We start from the raw sequence: 15,236 nt of genomic DNA, 5'->3' as shown, positions 1-15,236 counted from the left end.
CCTCCCCTATGATGGGGGGACTGTATTGCACCAGGGCGCAAGAATTATCAGATTTCGGCAGCACAATTGATTCGCTGCCCGTCCAAAAATAATCCCCACCGTCTGGAAATTACTCCTATGCCTCCCGTTGGGATTCGTTCCACCCAGTCCAAACAGGCCCAGGTGACCGAGGAGGGCCGCCTGTGGCTATTGCTGGTGGGTGTCAACACCTACCGCGACCCGCGCCTGCCCACTTTGCGCTACTGTGTGGCTGACTGCCGGGGTATCGCAGCGGCGCTGCAGGAGGCCAATCGCCACCTCGCCGCTCAGACTGCTTTTATCCTGCACGACGAGGCTTCCGAAGCTCCCACCCTCGCCAATGTCCGATCCGCCGTCGAGCAGATTGTCGCTCTTGCCCGGCCCCAGGACACGGTGCTTTTTTATTTTTGCGGACACGGCACTCTGGAGCCGGTACAGCGCCGGGCAGTGCTCTGCTTGGCGGACACCGACCAGGACGATCTGCTCGCGACGGGCCTCGAACTGCGGCGTCTGCTGGCCCAGTTGGGCCGCTCCGTTGCCGCCCAGCAGATTATCTGGCTGGATGCCTGTCACAGCGGCGGCGTCAACTTTGGCGATCTCGCTACCGGTAACGGCAGGTCCGCAGATCCCAACGGGCGGATGGAGGAGATCCTGCGGGAGCAGGCAGCCCGCAGCAGGGGTTTTTACGCGATGCTCTCCTGCAACCAGGGCCAGCGCTCCTGGGAGTTCAGCGAACTGGGCCACGGCCTGTTTACGTACTTTTTGATGCACGGTCTGCAGGGGGCGGCGGCCAACTTCAAAGGTGAGATCGAGGTCGATAACCTCTACCACTACGTCTGCCGCCAGGTGGGCAGCTACATCGAAAATCGCAACCAGCAGGTCCGATATTTGAATCGGCAGCGGCGGCGGCTTGGCCAGAGCGACCTTTTGCCGGACTACGCCCGCCAGGAGCCAAAGCGGATCGTCGAGGGCGTGGGCAACCTGCGCATCGGCCTGCGGTCTGCCTCAAATCTGGTGCGGCCTCCCCGGCGGGCGATCATTGCTGCGGCCCGGCAGGGCCAGCAGATAGCCCTCGATATTGGCCGCAAGCTGGCAGGGGCAGGCCAGTTCGAGCCGCAATTCTGGCCCGCCCACGATCAAGACTGGAGCGAGCTGCGCCATGCCATCCAGTCTGCTCTGCAGCCTCGTGCGACTGCCGATACGAGTGAGACGGTGCTGCTGTATCTGCGCGGGCGGATCGAGCGGGGCGACGAGGGCGAATGGCTGGTTCTGGGCGGCGGTCTGCGCCTTTCTGCGTTCTGGCTTTTAGAACAGATGCGCCAGAGTCCCTTTTTGCAGCAGGTGCTGATCTTCGATTGTCCGGGAGCGGAGAACCTGGCGGGCTGGACCGACCGGCTGGTTCTCGGCCCCAGCCGCAGCCAGTGCCTGATCGCCGCCGCCTCGCCGGTGGACGACCCGGACCGCTTTGCGCGTCTGGTTTTTTCTACCCTCGCCGCCGCCGACATCCAGACTGGCCTGAGTGCGGCCCGCTGGATCAGTCAACTGCAGCAGGGAGATCCGGCCATCGAGCTGCACGAACGGCTCTCCGGCGAAACCGGCATCATCGAGATTCTGCCGGGCGGCAGTGCAGGCGAATTTCAGACCAGCGACCTCAATCTTTGCCCGTACATGGGACTGCGCGCCTTTGGCGAGGAGGACGCCCCGTACTTTTTTGGCCGCGAGGGTCTGAGCCATAGCCTGACAAACCGGCTGGCCACCGGTCATTTTCTTGCCATCAGCGGTGCTTCCGGCAGCGGCAAATCTTCGCTCCTCCACGCCGGTGTGCTGCCTCGATTGCGCTCCGGCAACCAGATTCCTGGCTCCGAGCACTGGTGGATCGCAAGCTTTCGGCCAGGCGAAAAGCCGATGGTTGCTCTCGCCCACGCCCTTGGCCAGGGCAGCCGTTCGGCTGAAGATTGCAAGCCGCAGGAGGTGATCGAAGGACTGCTGCACCTGGGAGCAAAGGGTCTGCTGCACTGGCTCACCACGCGCCCGGAACCGGTGGTGCTGCTCGTCATCGACCAGTTCGAGGAACTGTTTACCCTCGCCGGTCCCGCCCAGACACAGGCGCTGCTGCAGGTGCTGCTTGAAGCCCTGCCGCTGGCGGAGGGCCGCCTCAAAATCGCTGTCACCCTGCGCCTCGAATATATGGATCGCTGCCTGAGAACCCCGCTTTTAGGTCCACTTTTCGGCACCGGCAACTTTTTGCTGAGGCCGCAGCTCGAGCGCCAGGATTACCGCGAGATCATCTGCAAACCAGCCCAGCAGGTCGGCCTGCAGGTCGATCCGGCTCTCGTCGAAGCGCTGCTGCAGGAGTTGGGTAACGACTCGGGGGCGCTGCCGCTGCTCGAATTTGCCCTGGAGCTTATCTGGCAGGTGCGCAGCGAGGGACGCTTGAGCCTGCAGGCTTACGAGCAGGAAGTAGGCAGGCTCGAAGGAGCGGTGGAGAAGCGCGCCCAAAAAGCCTACCAATCGCTGAGTGCCGAGCAAAAGGCGTGCGCGCGCTGGATCTTTTTGTCGCTCACCCAGTTGGGCGAGGGCACCGAAGATACCCGCCGCCTGATGCGCAAGGCGGACCTGCTCGTGCCCCGCTACAGCGCCGAACTGGTCGATCGCACCCTGGGGGCGCTCGAAGACGCCAAACTCGTCATCGTCGATCGGGGCAGCAACTCGCTGGCCTTCCAGAGCCGCGCCGCCCTCCCCGGCGATCTCGACGCTGAACTGGAAACATTCAAGCAGGAGGTGACAGTCGAGGTCGTCCACGAAATCCTCATCCAGCACTGGTCTACCCTGCGCACCTGGCTGGACGAAAATCGCGACCGCCTGCGCACCCGCCGCCAGATCGAGCAGGCCACCAGTGTCTGGCTTCAGAACCACCGCCAGGCAGGATTCTTGCTGCCGGAGGGACAGCTGCCCGTTGCCGAGGAACTGTACGAACAGCAGGCGGACGAACTCTCTGAGGACGTGCGCCAGTTCATCGCCGCCTGTTTGGCCAAGCGCGACCGCGAACGCGAACAGACACACCGCCGCCTGCGCCTCGCCCAGATCGTAGCCGGGGCAATGGCGGCGCTGGCGGTGATCGCCGCCGGAGCTGGACTGGTGGCCTGGAAGCAGGTTCAGGAGGTGCAGCACAGCCACATCCAGACTCTGCTCTCCGAATCGAAGCTATTGATGGCCAATCACAAACAACTGGAAGCTCTCTCCGACGCCGTACTGGCAGCCGGGCTGAGCCGCCAGTATTTTTCCGGCGACGAGAAGCTGAGCGACGAAGCGACCCAGACGCTGCAACCCATACTCTACGCAATGAGCGAGGCAAATCGACTGACAATCCCTACAGGCAAGCTCACCAGTGCTTCCTTTAGCCCCGACGAAAAGATGATCGCTGCCGCTGACACCCGTGGCTTTGTTCATCTGTGGCAACAGAACGGCCAACCGCTCAAAACCTGGAGGGGACACAGCGATTTTATCTGGAAGATCGCTTTTAGCCCCGACAGCCAGACAATCGCCACGTCAAGCTACGACAGGACGGCACGTCTATGGGCACTGAACGGTAAACTTCTCAAAACGTTTACAGGCCATGCAAATCCTGTCCACGACGTTGCCTTCAGTCCCAACGGTAAGACAATCGCTACCCTCAGCAAGGAATCCATTCGGATCTGGAATCGGGATGGTAAGCTTCTGCGAACGATCACTCAAAACCTCGACGATGGGCAGAAGTTGGCGTTCAGTCCTGACAGTAAAAGCCTTGCGATTGCGACTAGAAAACTGGGAACGTTCGAGTTGCGCAGTATCGACGGCGCGTACCTGAAGATTTTCAAGTGGCAGAAACAGTTCATCGATGATGTCGCATTCAGCCCTGACGGAAAAACCCTTGCTACGGTCGGCCGCAATCGCAGCATTCAATTGTGGGACATCAGCGGTAAGCTCTTACATGTTTATCGAGGCCACACGGATGCCATTGAGAGCATTGCCTTCAGCCCGGACAGCCAGACTCTTGCAACCGCCGCCTGGGACAAGACGATACGGCTTTGGAGCACAAATGGAGAGGCACTTCAAACCTTAAAAGGACATACAGATACAGTGATGCATGTTCGGTTCAGTTCGCGCGGAGACAGGTTGCTCTCCGCAGGTCTAGATAAAACTGTCCGGATCTGGCAACTGCAGAACAAGTTCAGTCAAAATTTCTTCGATTCTGGTACGACAATCAAGTCTATTCGCTTCAGTCCGGATAGCAGTCGCTTCGTTAGTATCGACAGCGGCAACAATGTTTTGCTATGGAATCGCAGAGGACAGCTCCTTGCAGTTCTAAGAGGCCATACAGCTGAGATCCAGGCGATCGACATCAGCCCCGACGGAGAATTTATTGTTTCAGCCGGCAATGATCGAACTGTTCGCACCTGGAGCAAGGAGGGCAAGCTGCTCAGGACCGTTTATGGTCACACCGAAGGAATCACGACGGTCTCTTTTTTGAGGGATGGAAAAATCATTTCAGCTAGCTATGATAAGTCTATTCACCTTCTCGATCAAAGTGGCAAGCTGCTTCGCATTTTTCGGGGCCATAAAGATGATATCTTTCACGTACTTGATTTATCTGGAGCAATAGTTTCTTTCAGCCGCGACAACACTGTTAGATGGTGGAAACTGGATGGTAAACAGGTAAAAGTTTTATCTGGTTTCAAGGCAGCGACCTGCATCGATGCAGAGACCAGAATTGGAATTTTTGCGGTCGGAGACTCCGATGGCACGGTCTCACTCTGGGACAGGAACGGAAAGCAAATTCGCACGATAAAGAAGCATACAAGTCAAATTAGCGTGCTCAAGTTTAATCCACGCAACCAGACGCTGGCCAGCGCCGATGCAGGCGGTGTTGTTCGTATCTGGAATCTAAAAGGCGAATTGCTGGCTACTCTCCATGATCGAGATGAGCCGATCACGAGACTTCAATTCAGCCCCGATGGCAAAACTCTACTGACGGCTGCCGACAACGGAAAGATTCATGTCTGGAATCTGGACATAGAGCAGTTCGCTGTGCTCAACGACTCCGAGGAAATTATCTCGGCGCTCGCCTTCAGCCCCGATAGCAAAAGCATTGTATCAGGAAGTAACAATGGTCAGCTCCTGCTATGGAAGCAGTGGCAACCCAATCAGCAGCGCTTGCTGAATGAAGGTTGCCACTGGCTGAGCAACTACACGAGTCAGTTCAAAAGAGAAGAGCAGGAAGTGTTGAATGTCTGCGGTAGCTCGGGCGATTGAGGGCAATTCAATTATTTATCGACTACGGCAATGGTTGCCAACCTGAGTTGAGGAAGCGATTTCTGATGTCGTCGCGCTCTTCTTGAGTAATTTGAGAAGACGTAGCTAATCCTGTCACCTGCCCATTGTAGGTAGCCTTGAAGTTCTGAGCCACAGTGCCTGCCAGGAGATATTGTTGGCTTCCTCCAGAGCGTACGTTGCCGTACACATTTGTATCTCCAATCAGGCTGTAAAGCGTATGATTCGCTGACTGGCCCTCTGTCACCAGATAAATTTGCTGTAAGTCCGGGATGCACTTGCCGTTTGAGCTGGTGTGAAATCCATAACTGGTTGGATCGAAAACGGCTGGAGTGGGGTTGTTGATAAAGAGATTCCCCTCCAGGGGCTTTAGCATCATGGCTGGCCCATCTTGTTGCAGTGTAACTTGTGAATTTTGATCCAATCTCGCCACCGCATTTACATCGCGAGAACTGGGGTTAACTGGCCGCAACTCTACCAACGATGAGTGGGTGTATAGAACGTCATTTTCGTCGATGATAGTAACACCAGGCGTAACTCCAGCCGGATCAGGTGCCTGTTGACCAGCCCTGATAATCTTGGGCAATTGGGCACCAGGGAGGACAGCAGTAATTATCCAAGAAGTCATGAGCGCTTCTCCGGTAGGGGGATTTGAATACCCATAGAGAGCTGCCGCATAAAATATGCAGCAATCTAATGTGAAACTACCGAAAAAATTTTTGGCCTTTACACAGTTAATGACTGATTTTTGTCAGGTAAGTGAGCAGGGGTTCGCGCACCGGCAAGATGCTCTTGTACAGCTGCATCGGTTCCGGGATCTGATGCACAGTCTCGGCCAGGGCGCGGGCCATCTCCGGTTGCCCTTCCAGACAGGCGAGGGGATGGACGTAGGTGCGGATCGTGAAAAGAACGGCTCCGGTGGTGGGCAATCGGCGCAGGGTCTGGCGCTCGATGCGGATCCAGAGGTGCTCTCCGGCCTCGGAGGCAGCGATAGGCGCGGCGCGGGGGTGATCGGGGGGCAGAAAGAGGGCAGGTGAATCGACGATCGTCCAGTTGAGCCGCTGCATCGGTGCTTCGACCCGGAGCCGATCGAAGAAGCGGTCCACGGGTCTGGCCAACTGCTCGCCGTACCCTGGTACGGGGGCATGGATCGCGGCGAGGGGATGGCCCAGTTTTTCGACAAGAGACCAGCGCGAGGGAAAACAGACGCAGGCAGCGCTCAGGACGTAGGCTCCGGTGGCAGGTCTGAGGATGCAGAGATCTTCTTGAACGAGCCGAGAGGCCAGCTCCAGCGGCGAAGCGAAGGCGTCGATGTTCCAGCTTTCGCCTGTGATCCGGTTGTCTACCTGCTGGCCGCTCCGCTGGTAATGCTCGGGAAAGCGCTGCAGCAGATGGGCAATGAGCAAGTCCCGCACTTCTATCTGCTCCGGCAGGCTGTCCGGCAGGTTCACCAGCACCTCGTCGCGGCGCTGGGCAAGGAGCTGCTGCTTGCGGGCCAGGTAGACGGGGTATTCCTCGTCCAGTTCGATCCACTCGCTGAGATCGAGGGCGCTCAAGCCGATATGTAACCGCCACTGGCCGTCGGCGTAGGGGAAATACCTGGGCATCTGGGCACACCTGCTCTCTACATCGCTAGTCTTTAGTCTCGCTTGCAGGTTGTCCCACCCACCAGGCCCAGGCGATGAGGACAGCCTGCAGCGGCAATCTCAGCCAGTAGAGCCACGGGATATGGGGAATGCCTTCGAGGACGATATCGTTGACGGCCATGTTGATGTTGGCGGGAAAGACGGCGATAAAAAGCGCGATGAGCCCCCAGGAGGCCGGTTGGCAAAGCGGTGGAAGCAAGAGTCCGATACCGCCCAGGATCTCAAAAAAGCCGCTGATGTAGACCAGCAGCGCCGGGGCCGGTAGAGCGGCGGGCACGATCTTGACGAAGGGAGCAGGGTTGAGAAAGTGCAGGCAACCCGCTGCGATCATGAAGGCACTCAGAAGCAGGCGCAGGGGGAATTTGAAGCGTTCCACCGCAAGGTCCATCTTAATAAGTCCAGCCTAGAACACTCCCTGCCCGGTTGCCCGCGAGCGGCTAGAGTGAGGGCATGGTTCAGATTCTGCAGGGCCAGGCCGTTGCCCTGTTTGCCTTCGATATCGGCTACGAAGTGTCGCTGGAGCGGGTGAGGGAGCTACTCCTTTCTGCCCCGGTGCCGCCTTTGTCGCGCAAAAAAAAGACGCCCGACTATCTGCAGTACACCCGACCGCCCCAGTTGCTCAATCTGGGGGACGCTCCGGTTCTGGTGGAGCGGCCAGGGCAGATCCAGGCGACGGTCTTTGACTTTGGCGCGGTCAGCCTCGCCTACCGCTGGCCGATGAACGCTCTGGATCTGGAGAAGCTGCCCGAACTGAGCCAGCAACTGTATGGCCTCGCTCTGGAGGCCCATGCCAGGGAGCAGCTTGAACGCCTGGTGCAAAAAATTGCGCCCGCCGTCAGCCGTCCGGAACTGGCGGAGCTGGTCGAGGACTATTACCTGTTCGTGATCGAAAAGCTCGATGCGCCCCTGGGTAGTGCCCAGTTGCTCATGGAGTACCGGCCTGCCCTCGCCCAGGTACTGCGCTTCGATACCCGGCCTTTGAGTGCCGAACAGCAGCAGGACGCGCTGGAGCAACATATCTCCTACTACGAGAGCGATCTGGTGGTGATCGACTGGAACGCGGCGATCATCTACGACCAGGATTACTGGGACACGCTGAATGTGCTGGAGCTACTCAACGTCGAGCTGCTGGAGGCGCGCTACATCGACGCCCAGCTTGACCGGCGCATCGGCGACTACGAAGGGCTGATCCAGAAGCGGGCGGAGTGGCCGATTCCTCTGCGCACGCCCCACAGGCGGGCGATCGAGGATCTGGCGGAGCTGCGGATCGAATCTTCGCTCCTCTCGGAGCGGGTCGATAACGCCCTGAAGCTGATTGGTGACCTGTATCTGGCCCGCGTCTACTCGGTCGGCACCCGCCGCTTTTATCTGCAGGAGTGGGAAAGCTCGATTTCGCGCAAGCTCGATATCGTTGCCAACCTCTACCAGCTTCTCACCGACCGGGTGAACACTGCCCAGGGCCAGACCTTAGAACTGGTGATCATCGGCTTGATCCTGGCGGAGATCGTTCTGGCACTTGCGCGCTAGCTTAGAGTACGGTCTGGAGGGCTGCGATCAGCCGGTCGATTTCCTCGATCGTGTTGTAGTGGACCGCCGAGACGCGGACGATGCCGCCGGTGGGGGTGAGGCCCAGGCTATCGATGAGCCGTCGGGCATAAAAATCGCCCCAGCGGATACCGATCTTGAAGGCATCGACTTTGGGAGGAATCGTCCAGCTCGCCCGGCCCGGCACCCAGAAGCTGATGGTCGGCACCCGCAGGTGGCGCTCAGCCTGTCTCTGGCCCAGAATGCGCAGGTTGGGCTGGGCAGTGAGATAGGCGAGAAGCCGGGCACTCAGCGCCTCCTCGTGGGCGGCGATGGGCTCGAAGGCACGGGCGATGCGCTCTGGGTAGCTTTCTGCCGGTGGTCCCTCTTGCATGGCGGCCAGTTGCTCGAAATAATCGACGATGCCGGTCGTCGCCCAGGCCAGTTCAAAGTTGGCGTTGCCGGGCTGGAGCTTGTAGGGAATCTCGTGGCGCTCGATGAAGTAGTGGTTGATGCCCGCCAGTTCCAGCAACAGATCGCGCTTGCCGTAGAGCACCGCTGCGTGCGGCCCGTAGAGCTTGTAGGTGCTGAAGACCAAAAAATCGACGTCGAGCGCCTGCACGTCGATGGGCCGGTGCGGCGCGTAGGCGACGGCATCGACGCAGGTGAGCGCCCCGTAGCGGCGGGCAAGCTGGACGATCTGGGCGACCGGATGGATGGTACCGACGACGTTGGAGGCGTAGCTAAAGCAGACCAGGCGGGTCCGTTCGCTTAAAAGCGGCTCCAGGTCCGCCGGTTCGAGGGCAGAACTGTCGGGGTTGACCTTCCAGAATTTGACGACGATGCCCCGCTCGCCTAGCCGCACCCAGGGGCCAACGTTCGATTCGTGATCGCAGTTGGTGACGACGATCTCATCGCCGGGGCGCAACAGCGGCACCATCGCAAGAGCAAGATTGGCCAGCAACTGGGTGGTCGAGGAGCCATGGACGATCTCTTCCGGGTAGCGGGCATGGATGTAGTCGGCCATCACCTGCCGGGCGGTGGCCAGGCGGGCGGTAGCGGCCTCGGAGACGGCGTAGGACGCGCCCAACTGCACGTTGGTGCTCAGCAAAAAATCCGCCAGCCGATCGACGACCCGCCCCAGGATCTGCGAACCCCCCGCATTGTCAAAAAACGTCCACTCTCCTGCCAGGGCCGGAAATTGCCTGCGAACAAATCCCAGATCGAGTGCATTCTTCATCGTCATCTTTGATCTCACTTTCCATAATCTACCCTGGGAGCCAATTGCTTTGCAGACAACAACTGACGAGTATTTATACGCAGCAAAATCAAGAATGCCGCCGCCGCCCTGGAATGATACTCCAAACGGGGTAGGACAATGTTCCTAATAGTCTGGTAAGTTTTGTAGCGTATAAAAATGTTTATCCGGTAACACTTTCGTCTGGCAAGCAGTTATAATGGGGCCAGATGCAGCAGCGAGGCAACGCTCATGGAACAGTTGTTTACCCTGCAGCGGCTGGAACTGGATGTTTCCCAGATCCGTGCGTACTTTGCATCGCTTCCAGCCGACCAGTATACCCCTGGTGGTTATCGAACCCGGCGCTTCGACCGGTTTCAACTATCAGCTGCAGGTTTGATCAAACTGCCCCATCACACTTTTTTTCAAAGCAGTGACTATAACGCCAAACTCGGCGGGATCGTCCGCTCCTACCAGCCCCTCGAAGAGGCGCTGGCCAATCTTCCGAGCTTTCAAGAGTTACTTGTCACCTTTGCCCGGCTCTCGGGGCTGACGGCAAGGGCGATCGAGATCGGTGCGCATCAACTTGAAATCAGCTGTTCGGAGGGCCACGAGGGCTATCCCGCTCCCGAAGGGGTTCACCAGGACGGCTTTCAGGTGATCGGCATCTACGTCGTCGGCATCGACAACCTCCAGGGCGGCGAGACGCTTCTTTATCGCGAAAAGCAGGGGCGTCCTATTCTCCGCTGGACCCTTAATCCGGGTGAGTTACTGGTAATTAACGACCGCGAACTGTTTCACTACACTTCGCCGATTCGCGTGCAACAGCCGGGGAGGGGCGTGCGCGATGCCTTCGTCTTTACGGCGATTGGCGTGGAGGAACAATCGGAGCGCATCGACTCGGCGGCCTAGCGATATCTATTGTTTGGGACGGATGCTGCCGATCACGTAGCTCACCGCCTCCTGGCCCTGGTCGAACACGCTGCGGTCGATCGTGCTCATAAATAACAGGTAGCTATCGGGCCGGGTCCGCACGATCACCAGATTCACCGCCGCACTGCCGACGCCTTTCATCGTGCCGGTACCGAGCTGGGTGGTGGCCGGCAGACCGTTGATCGTAATTTTTTTGGCACCGCCGGTAGGCTTGAGGTCGGGGATGACCTGCTGGGCCTGGCCGATCGCCGTCTCGACCGCACTTGTGAGATTGGAGGCAGGAAGCGAGCGGACCAGGATGCCCACGCTGCCGTCGGCGGTGACAAAGTAGGCATAATCGGCGGACCGGCTGATGTTTTTCCAGCCGCTGGGGATCTTGAAGCTGACCTGCCCGCGCCGGTCGGTATAGGTGGTGGCAACGGCAGGAAGGGCGGCACCGAAGCTGATGGCGATGGCTGTAAGGAGCGGAAGCAGTCGTTTTTGCATCGTCTGGTGTCCTGTGACTGCAGAGATTATCCCACGAATAACCGAGGGTTTCGCAGGCAATCGCTCAGTCGAGCAAAAACTTCACCGCCTCATCGACCACCGCCTGCACGAGCAGAATCCGCCGATGGCCGCAGTGGCTTACCCGGTAGAGCCTGGCACCCGGCCAGGCGCGGGCGATTGCCTGAGCATCTGTAACCGGCACCTCCCGATCGTCGTCGGCATGAACGACGAGGGCCGGAATGCGCTGCTGTCCGGCGATATGTACAAGGTCGAGGGCGGCTGCCGGGACGCCCACCTCCGCCTCGACCATTGCCTGAAAAGCTGGAAGCCAGTTCTCGGGCAGTTCGAGAATGTGCAAAAAGCGCCGCATGATCCCCTCGACGGTGGCGGGAGCGGCGATGAGCACCGCCCTGCGAACAGTGAGGCCCCGATCGAGGGCGAGCACGGTCGCTCCAGCTCCTACCGAATGGCCGACGATTCCGGCCAGCTCGCCCAACTCTGCCCCGACCGCGCCAATCGCCTCGGCAAAGCGCACCATGCTGCTCTCGCTACCTGCTGAGTCCCCGTGGGCCGGGCCGTCCAGGGCAATTGCCCGCCTGCCGGCGGCTACCAGCGGGGCGACGAAGGGGGCCATATCGGTGCCGCGCCCGTCCCAACCATGCACCAGAAGCACCGGCGGCCCTTCTCCCCAACTGGTGGCAGCCAGTCCTCCCTCGAAATGCAGGGCCGTACCGGAGGCAAGCAGCAGCCGTTCTTTGGGCCGCCGCTCGAACGGTCTTGGCGTGACGAACATCCGCAACGCCCTGGTCAGGCGCTCCGCCTCGGGGAGGGTCTGCAACTGTTCGGGGGTGAGGTGGACGCCCATCCGGCGGTCTCTCCAGCTTCAACGCGCTGCTGAACGAATGTAACTGGTTTTAACCAGACAGTTAAGCGCTCCCCTTCCCTCCGAACAGAAGGCGCGGCCTCAGCGATCGATGGTGCCCATCAGCCGCTCGCCGTAGCGCTCGCCGGAGGCTGCTCCCACCGGGGCGGCCCGATTGAGTTGATCGAGCACATCGGGGCGCAAAGCGATCTCAGCCGCCGCCGCGTTCTCTTCGAGATACGTCCGCCGCTTTGTTCCAGGAATCGGCACGATGTCATCTCCCTGGTGCAACAGCCAGGCGAGGGCGATCTGGCTGGGCGTTGCGTTCAGCTGTTGAGCGATTTCTCGGACGCGATCGACGAGCTGGAGGTTGCGATCGAAGTTTTCGCCCTGGAAGCGCGGATCGCTGCGGCGGTAGTCGTCCGCCGCAAAGTCTTCGAAGCGCTTGATCTGACCGGTGAGAAAGCCTCTGCCCACCGGGCTGTAGGGAACAAAGCCGATCCCCAATTCGCGCAATGTGGGGAGAACCTGCGCCTCCGGCCCCCGTTCCCACAGCGAATATTCTGACTGGAGGACGCTAATCGGATGCACTTTATGGGCGCGGCGAATCGTGCTCGCACTGGCCTCCGACAGCCCCAGGTAGCGGACTTTGCCGTCCCTGACCAGTTCGGCCATCGCACCGACCGTCTCTTCGATCGGTACTGCCGGATCGACGCGATGCTGATAGAACACGTCGATGTAATCGGTGCCCAGACGCTTGAGCGACGCATCGCACACTTCCCGGACGTGCTCAGGCTTGCTGTTGAGGCCGCGACTGTAGCTATCTCCAGGATGAATCGCGAAGCCAAATTTGGTGGCGATCACCACCTGCTCGCGGCGGCCCCGCAGGGCACGACCGACAAGTTGCTCGTTTGTGAACGGCCCATACACTTCGGCAGTGTCAAAAAACGTGATCCCAAGCTCGATCCCACGGTGAATGACAGCGATGGCTTCGTCCTCGTCGGCGCTGCCGTAGGCCCAACTCATGCCCATGCAACCAAGACCGAGGGCTGAGACTTTCAGACCCTGCGCTCCAAGCGTCCGCGTCTTCATAGATTCTCCTGAAAGGACTGTTTTCTCTGCGCTGCTGATCCGATGCCTATACCTGCTTTGCCGCTCATCGAACGACTGAAAGGACATCAAGCAGCCTGGATTTATCGTAGGTCTGACGGACACTTTTCCCAATACCCAAACCTTGCAGATGATTACCCGATTCTCTCAAGCCGGGGGCAGACAGCGCAGAAAGATTTTTTATAATGATCCCATCGGGGTACGCACATTTGGAATGGAGTATGACTGGCAAGATATCCTACCGAGAGCCTGCGATCACAAGATGTGAAGAATTATCAGCTCTAGTCGATCGCCACACAGCGGGTGAGAACAGCAGCGTTCACACCACGGAAATCGCGCAACTGTCCTTTATCCGGCAGCCAAATGCTTCGGTGGTGGCACCGGCGATCAGCGAACCGCTGCTTGCCATCGTCGTTCAGGGCAAAAAAGCAGTGCTACTGGATGAAGAAGTCTATTACTACGGCGTCGCCCAGTATCTTGTCGTTTCGGTAGATCTGCCGCTCAGCAGTTCTATTATCGATGCCACTCCCGAACGGCCCTACCTGTGTGTCAAGATCAATCTGGACCCCGTTCAACTTTGTGAAATCATTGCCCAGATTCATCCGGCTCCAGTCAAGAAAGAATCGGTCAGAGGCTGGTTTATCAGCGACGCTGAGCCCGCTTTGATCGACTGTGCGATCCGGTTGACCCGACTTCTGGACACACCGCAGGACATTCCCTTTCTTGCACCGATGATTGTACGTGAAATTTATTACCGCCTGCTTGTGGGAGAACAGGCAGAAGCGGTTCGTCAGATTGCCACTTCCGGCAGCAATATGCAGCGCATCGCTGCGATGATTAAACACATCAAGGTCAATTTTACAGCGCCGCTGCGCATCGAAGATCTGGCGGAGCAGGCCCATATGTCCGTCTCATCTTTCCACCGCCACTTCAAAGAAATCACCTCTATGAGTCCCCTGCAGTATCAAAAACAGTTGAGATTACTAACAGCGCGTCAGATCATGCTTGCCGAAAATGCCGATGCCACGACTGCTGCCTACCGGGTCGGCTACGAAAGCCCTTCGCAGTTCAGCCGCGAATACTCGCGCATGTTTGGCGCACCGCCCATCAAGGATATCGAACGACTGCGGATTGCCTGATCGCGCTACCAGAGATGGGCTGCCCCACGCACGCCACTGGCATCGCCGTGCTTGGGCGGCAGCAGTTGCGTGTCCACGGTATCCGAGAAGATATAGCGGCTCCAGCGCTCCGGCACCGCCTCGTAGAGGGAGCGGATTTGTGAGAGCCCGCCCCCCAGGACGATCGCCGCCGGATCGACGATATTGATCAGATGGGCCAGAGCCCGCGCCAGCCGGTCATAGTAGCGCTCAAGCACAGCCACCGCCTGCGGATCGCCCGCTTCGGCGCGCTCGACAATCGCCGCCGCCCCGAGTGCTTTGCCAATCTTCTGCCGGTAATCGCGCTCGAAGGCAGGACCGGACAGGAACGTTTCGATGCAGCCCCGGCGGCTACAGTAGCATTCCAGACCGGGCAACTCGTCCGCCTCGGGCCAGGGCAGTGGATTGTGCCCCCACTCCCCGGCAATCGCGTTTGCCCCCTGCACGATCCCGCCATTCACCACCAGCCCGCCGCCGACGCCGGTGCCCAGAATGACACCGAAGACCACTGCCTTACCGGAGGCACTGCCGTCCGTCGCCTCCGAGAGGGCAAAGCAGTTGGCGTCGTTCTCGACGCGGACGGGGCGGCTTAACAGCTCTTCTAGATCCCGGTCGAAGGGATGGCCAATGAGCCAGGTAGAGTTGGCATTTTTGACCAGTCCGGTGCGGCGCGAGACGATCCCTGGAATGCCGATGCCGACACTCGCCCGCACACCGACTGCTTCCTCCGCCGCCTGCACCAGATCTCGGAGTGTGCGCAGCGTCGTCCCGTAATCGCCCCGTGGACTCGCCACCCGGCGGCGGTAAAGTTCCTGTCCATCCCTGCTAAGAACAATCAACTCGATCTTGGTGCCGCCCAGGTCGATGCCGATCTTCGCCGTGTCTTCGATCATGCTGTGGGAGGGTTCAGACATTTCTGACTGTCCGTTTCCTGAAACCAAAAAGCCTGCAGA

The 15,236-nt window shown here is 59.3% G+C and carries 12 protein-coding genes; 4 read left to right on the top strand and 8 right to left on the bottom strand.

Translation table 11 applies throughout. The annotated features are described in order from the left end of the window. Nucleotides 1-117 precede the first annotated feature (117 nt). The gene (locus GKIL_RS15525) at nt 118-5,310 is read left to right on the top strand and encodes an nSTAND1 domain-containing NTPase (RefSeq protein WP_023174686.1); all 5,193 of its coding nucleotides are present in this window, start codon (nt 118-120) and stop codon (nt 5,308-5,310) included. A 22-nt stretch (nt 5,311-5,332) separates the two neighbouring features. Here GKIL_RS15525 and GKIL_RS24890 read toward each other — a convergent pair whose 3' ends face one another. From GKIL_RS24890 to GKIL_RS15510, 3 genes are all read right to left on the bottom strand, one after another. Beyond that, nucleotides 5,333-5,956, bottom strand: a complete 624-nt coding sequence (locus GKIL_RS24890; protein ID WP_023174685.1) for a hypothetical protein — start codon at nt 5,954-5,956, stop codon at nt 5,333-5,335. A 106-nt stretch (nt 5,957-6,062) separates the two neighbouring features. Beyond that, nucleotides 6,063-6,935 carry a heme-dependent oxidative N-demethylase family protein gene (locus tag GKIL_RS15515; protein WP_023174684.1) on the bottom strand — a complete coding sequence of 291 codons (873 nt, stop codon included), beginning with the start codon at nt 6,933-6,935 and terminating at the stop codon, nt 6,063-6,065. 25 nt (nt 6,936-6,960) lie between these two features. Continuing rightward, on the bottom strand, nt 6,961-7,362 hold the full coding sequence (locus GKIL_RS15510; protein WP_023174683.1) for a DoxX family protein: 402 nt from the start codon (nt 7,360-7,362) through the stop codon (nt 6,961-6,963). Between the two features lie 62 nt (nt 7,363-7,424). Between GKIL_RS15510 and GKIL_RS15505 the strand changes: the two genes are divergently transcribed. Further along, nucleotides 7,425-8,501, top strand: a complete 1,077-nt coding sequence (locus GKIL_RS15505; protein WP_023174682.1) for an RMD1 family protein — start codon at nt 7,425-7,427, stop codon at nt 8,499-8,501. A 1-nt stretch (nt 8,502) separates the two neighbouring features. Here GKIL_RS15505 and GKIL_RS15500 read toward each other — a convergent pair whose 3' ends face one another. After that, nucleotides 8,503-9,744 carry a cysteine desulfurase-like protein gene (locus tag GKIL_RS15500; protein WP_023174681.1) on the bottom strand — a complete coding sequence of 414 codons (1,242 nt, stop codon included), beginning with the start codon at nt 9,742-9,744 and terminating at the stop codon, nt 8,503-8,505. Nucleotides 9,745-9,987: 243 nt separating this feature from the next. Here GKIL_RS15500 and GKIL_RS15495 point away from each other — a divergent pair, with 243 nt between their 5' ends. Continuing rightward, complete coding sequence (locus GKIL_RS15495; RefSeq protein ID WP_023174680.1) at nt 9,988-10,647, top strand: 2OG-Fe dioxygenase family protein; 660 nt, start codon at nt 9,988-9,990, stop codon at nt 10,645-10,647. 6 nt (nt 10,648-10,653) lie between these two features. On the opposite strand, the gene GKIL_RS15490 is transcribed toward GKIL_RS15495, so the two are convergent. From GKIL_RS15490 to GKIL_RS15480, 3 genes are all read right to left on the bottom strand, one after another. After that, on the bottom strand, nt 10,654-11,154 hold the full coding sequence (locus tag GKIL_RS15490) for a hypothetical protein (protein WP_023174679.1): 501 nt from the start codon (nt 11,152-11,154) through the stop codon (nt 10,654-10,656). A 64-nt stretch (nt 11,155-11,218) separates the two neighbouring features. After that, nucleotides 11,219-12,019, bottom strand: a complete 801-nt coding sequence (locus tag GKIL_RS15485) for an alpha/beta fold hydrolase (protein ID WP_023174678.1) — start codon at nt 12,017-12,019, stop codon at nt 11,219-11,221. 99 nt (nt 12,020-12,118) lie between these two features. Then, the gene (locus tag GKIL_RS15480) at nt 12,119-13,108 is read right to left on the bottom strand and encodes an aldo/keto reductase (RefSeq protein WP_023174677.1); all 990 of its coding nucleotides are present in this window, start codon (nt 13,106-13,108) and stop codon (nt 12,119-12,121) included. Nucleotides 13,109-13,347: 239 nt separating this feature from the next. Between GKIL_RS15480 and GKIL_RS15475 the strand changes: the two genes are divergently transcribed. Then, entirely contained in the window at nt 13,348-14,265 is a 918-nt protein-coding gene (locus GKIL_RS15475) for an AraC family transcriptional regulator (RefSeq protein ID WP_023174676.1), read from the top strand. A 5-nt stretch (nt 14,266-14,270) separates the two neighbouring features. Here GKIL_RS15475 and GKIL_RS15470 read toward each other — a convergent pair whose 3' ends face one another. Then, nucleotides 14,271-15,197 (bottom strand): ROK family protein, encoded by a 927-nt coding sequence (locus GKIL_RS15470; protein WP_023174675.1) that lies wholly within the window; start codon nt 15,195-15,197, stop codon nt 14,271-14,273. Nucleotides 15,198-15,236 lie beyond the last annotated feature (39 nt).

The organism is Gloeobacter kilaueensis JS1, from assembly GCF_000484535.1.
GTDB classification, from domain to species: Bacteria; Cyanobacteriota; Cyanobacteriia; order Gloeobacterales; family Gloeobacteraceae; genus Gloeobacter; species Gloeobacter kilaueensis.
Note: the sequence above shows the minus strand (reverse complement) of the source record. Positions and strands in the feature narration are given on the sequence as shown.

Excerpts from the sequence above, each read along its gene's own strand:
- GKIL_RS15485 (WP_023174678.1), bottom strand. The coding sequence starts at position 12,019 with ATGGGCGTCCACCTCACCCCCGAACAGTTGCAGACCCTCCCCGAGGCG.
- GKIL_RS15510 (WP_023174683.1), bottom strand. The coding sequence starts at position 7,362 with ATGGACCTTGCGGTGGAACGCTTCAAATTCCCCCTGCGCCTGCTTCTG.
- GKIL_RS15490 (WP_023174679.1), bottom strand. The coding sequence starts at position 11,154 with ATGCAAAAACGACTGCTTCCGCTCCTTACAGCCATCGCCATCAGCTTC.
- GKIL_RS15495 (WP_023174680.1), top strand. The coding sequence starts at position 9,988 with ATGGAACAGTTGTTTACCCTGCAGCGGCTGGAACTGGATGTTTCCCAG.
- GKIL_RS15515 (WP_023174684.1), bottom strand. The coding sequence starts at position 6,935 with ATGCCCAGGTATTTCCCCTACGCCGACGGCCAGTGGCGGTTACATATC.
- GKIL_RS15470 (WP_023174675.1), bottom strand. The coding sequence starts at position 15,197 with ATGTCTGAACCCTCCCACAGCATGATCGAAGACACGGCGAAGATCGGC.
- GKIL_RS15480 (WP_023174677.1), bottom strand. The coding sequence starts at position 13,108 with ATGAAGACGCGGACGCTTGGAGCGCAGGGTCTGAAAGTCTCAGCCCTC.
- GKIL_RS15505 (WP_023174682.1), top strand. The coding sequence starts at position 7,425 with ATGGTTCAGATTCTGCAGGGCCAGGCCGTTGCCCTGTTTGCCTTCGAT.
- GKIL_RS24890 (WP_023174685.1), bottom strand. The coding sequence starts at position 5,956 with ATGACTTCTTGGATAATTACTGCTGTCCTCCCTGGTGCCCAATTGCCC.
- GKIL_RS15500 (WP_023174681.1), bottom strand. The coding sequence starts at position 9,744 with ATGACGATGAAGAATGCACTCGATCTGGGATTTGTTCGCAGGCAATTT.
- GKIL_RS15525 (WP_023174686.1), top strand. The coding sequence starts at position 118 with ATGCCTCCCGTTGGGATTCGTTCCACCCAGTCCAAACAGGCCCAGGTG.
- GKIL_RS15475 (WP_023174676.1), top strand. The coding sequence starts at position 13,348 with ATGACTGGCAAGATATCCTACCGAGAGCCTGCGATCACAAGATGTGAA.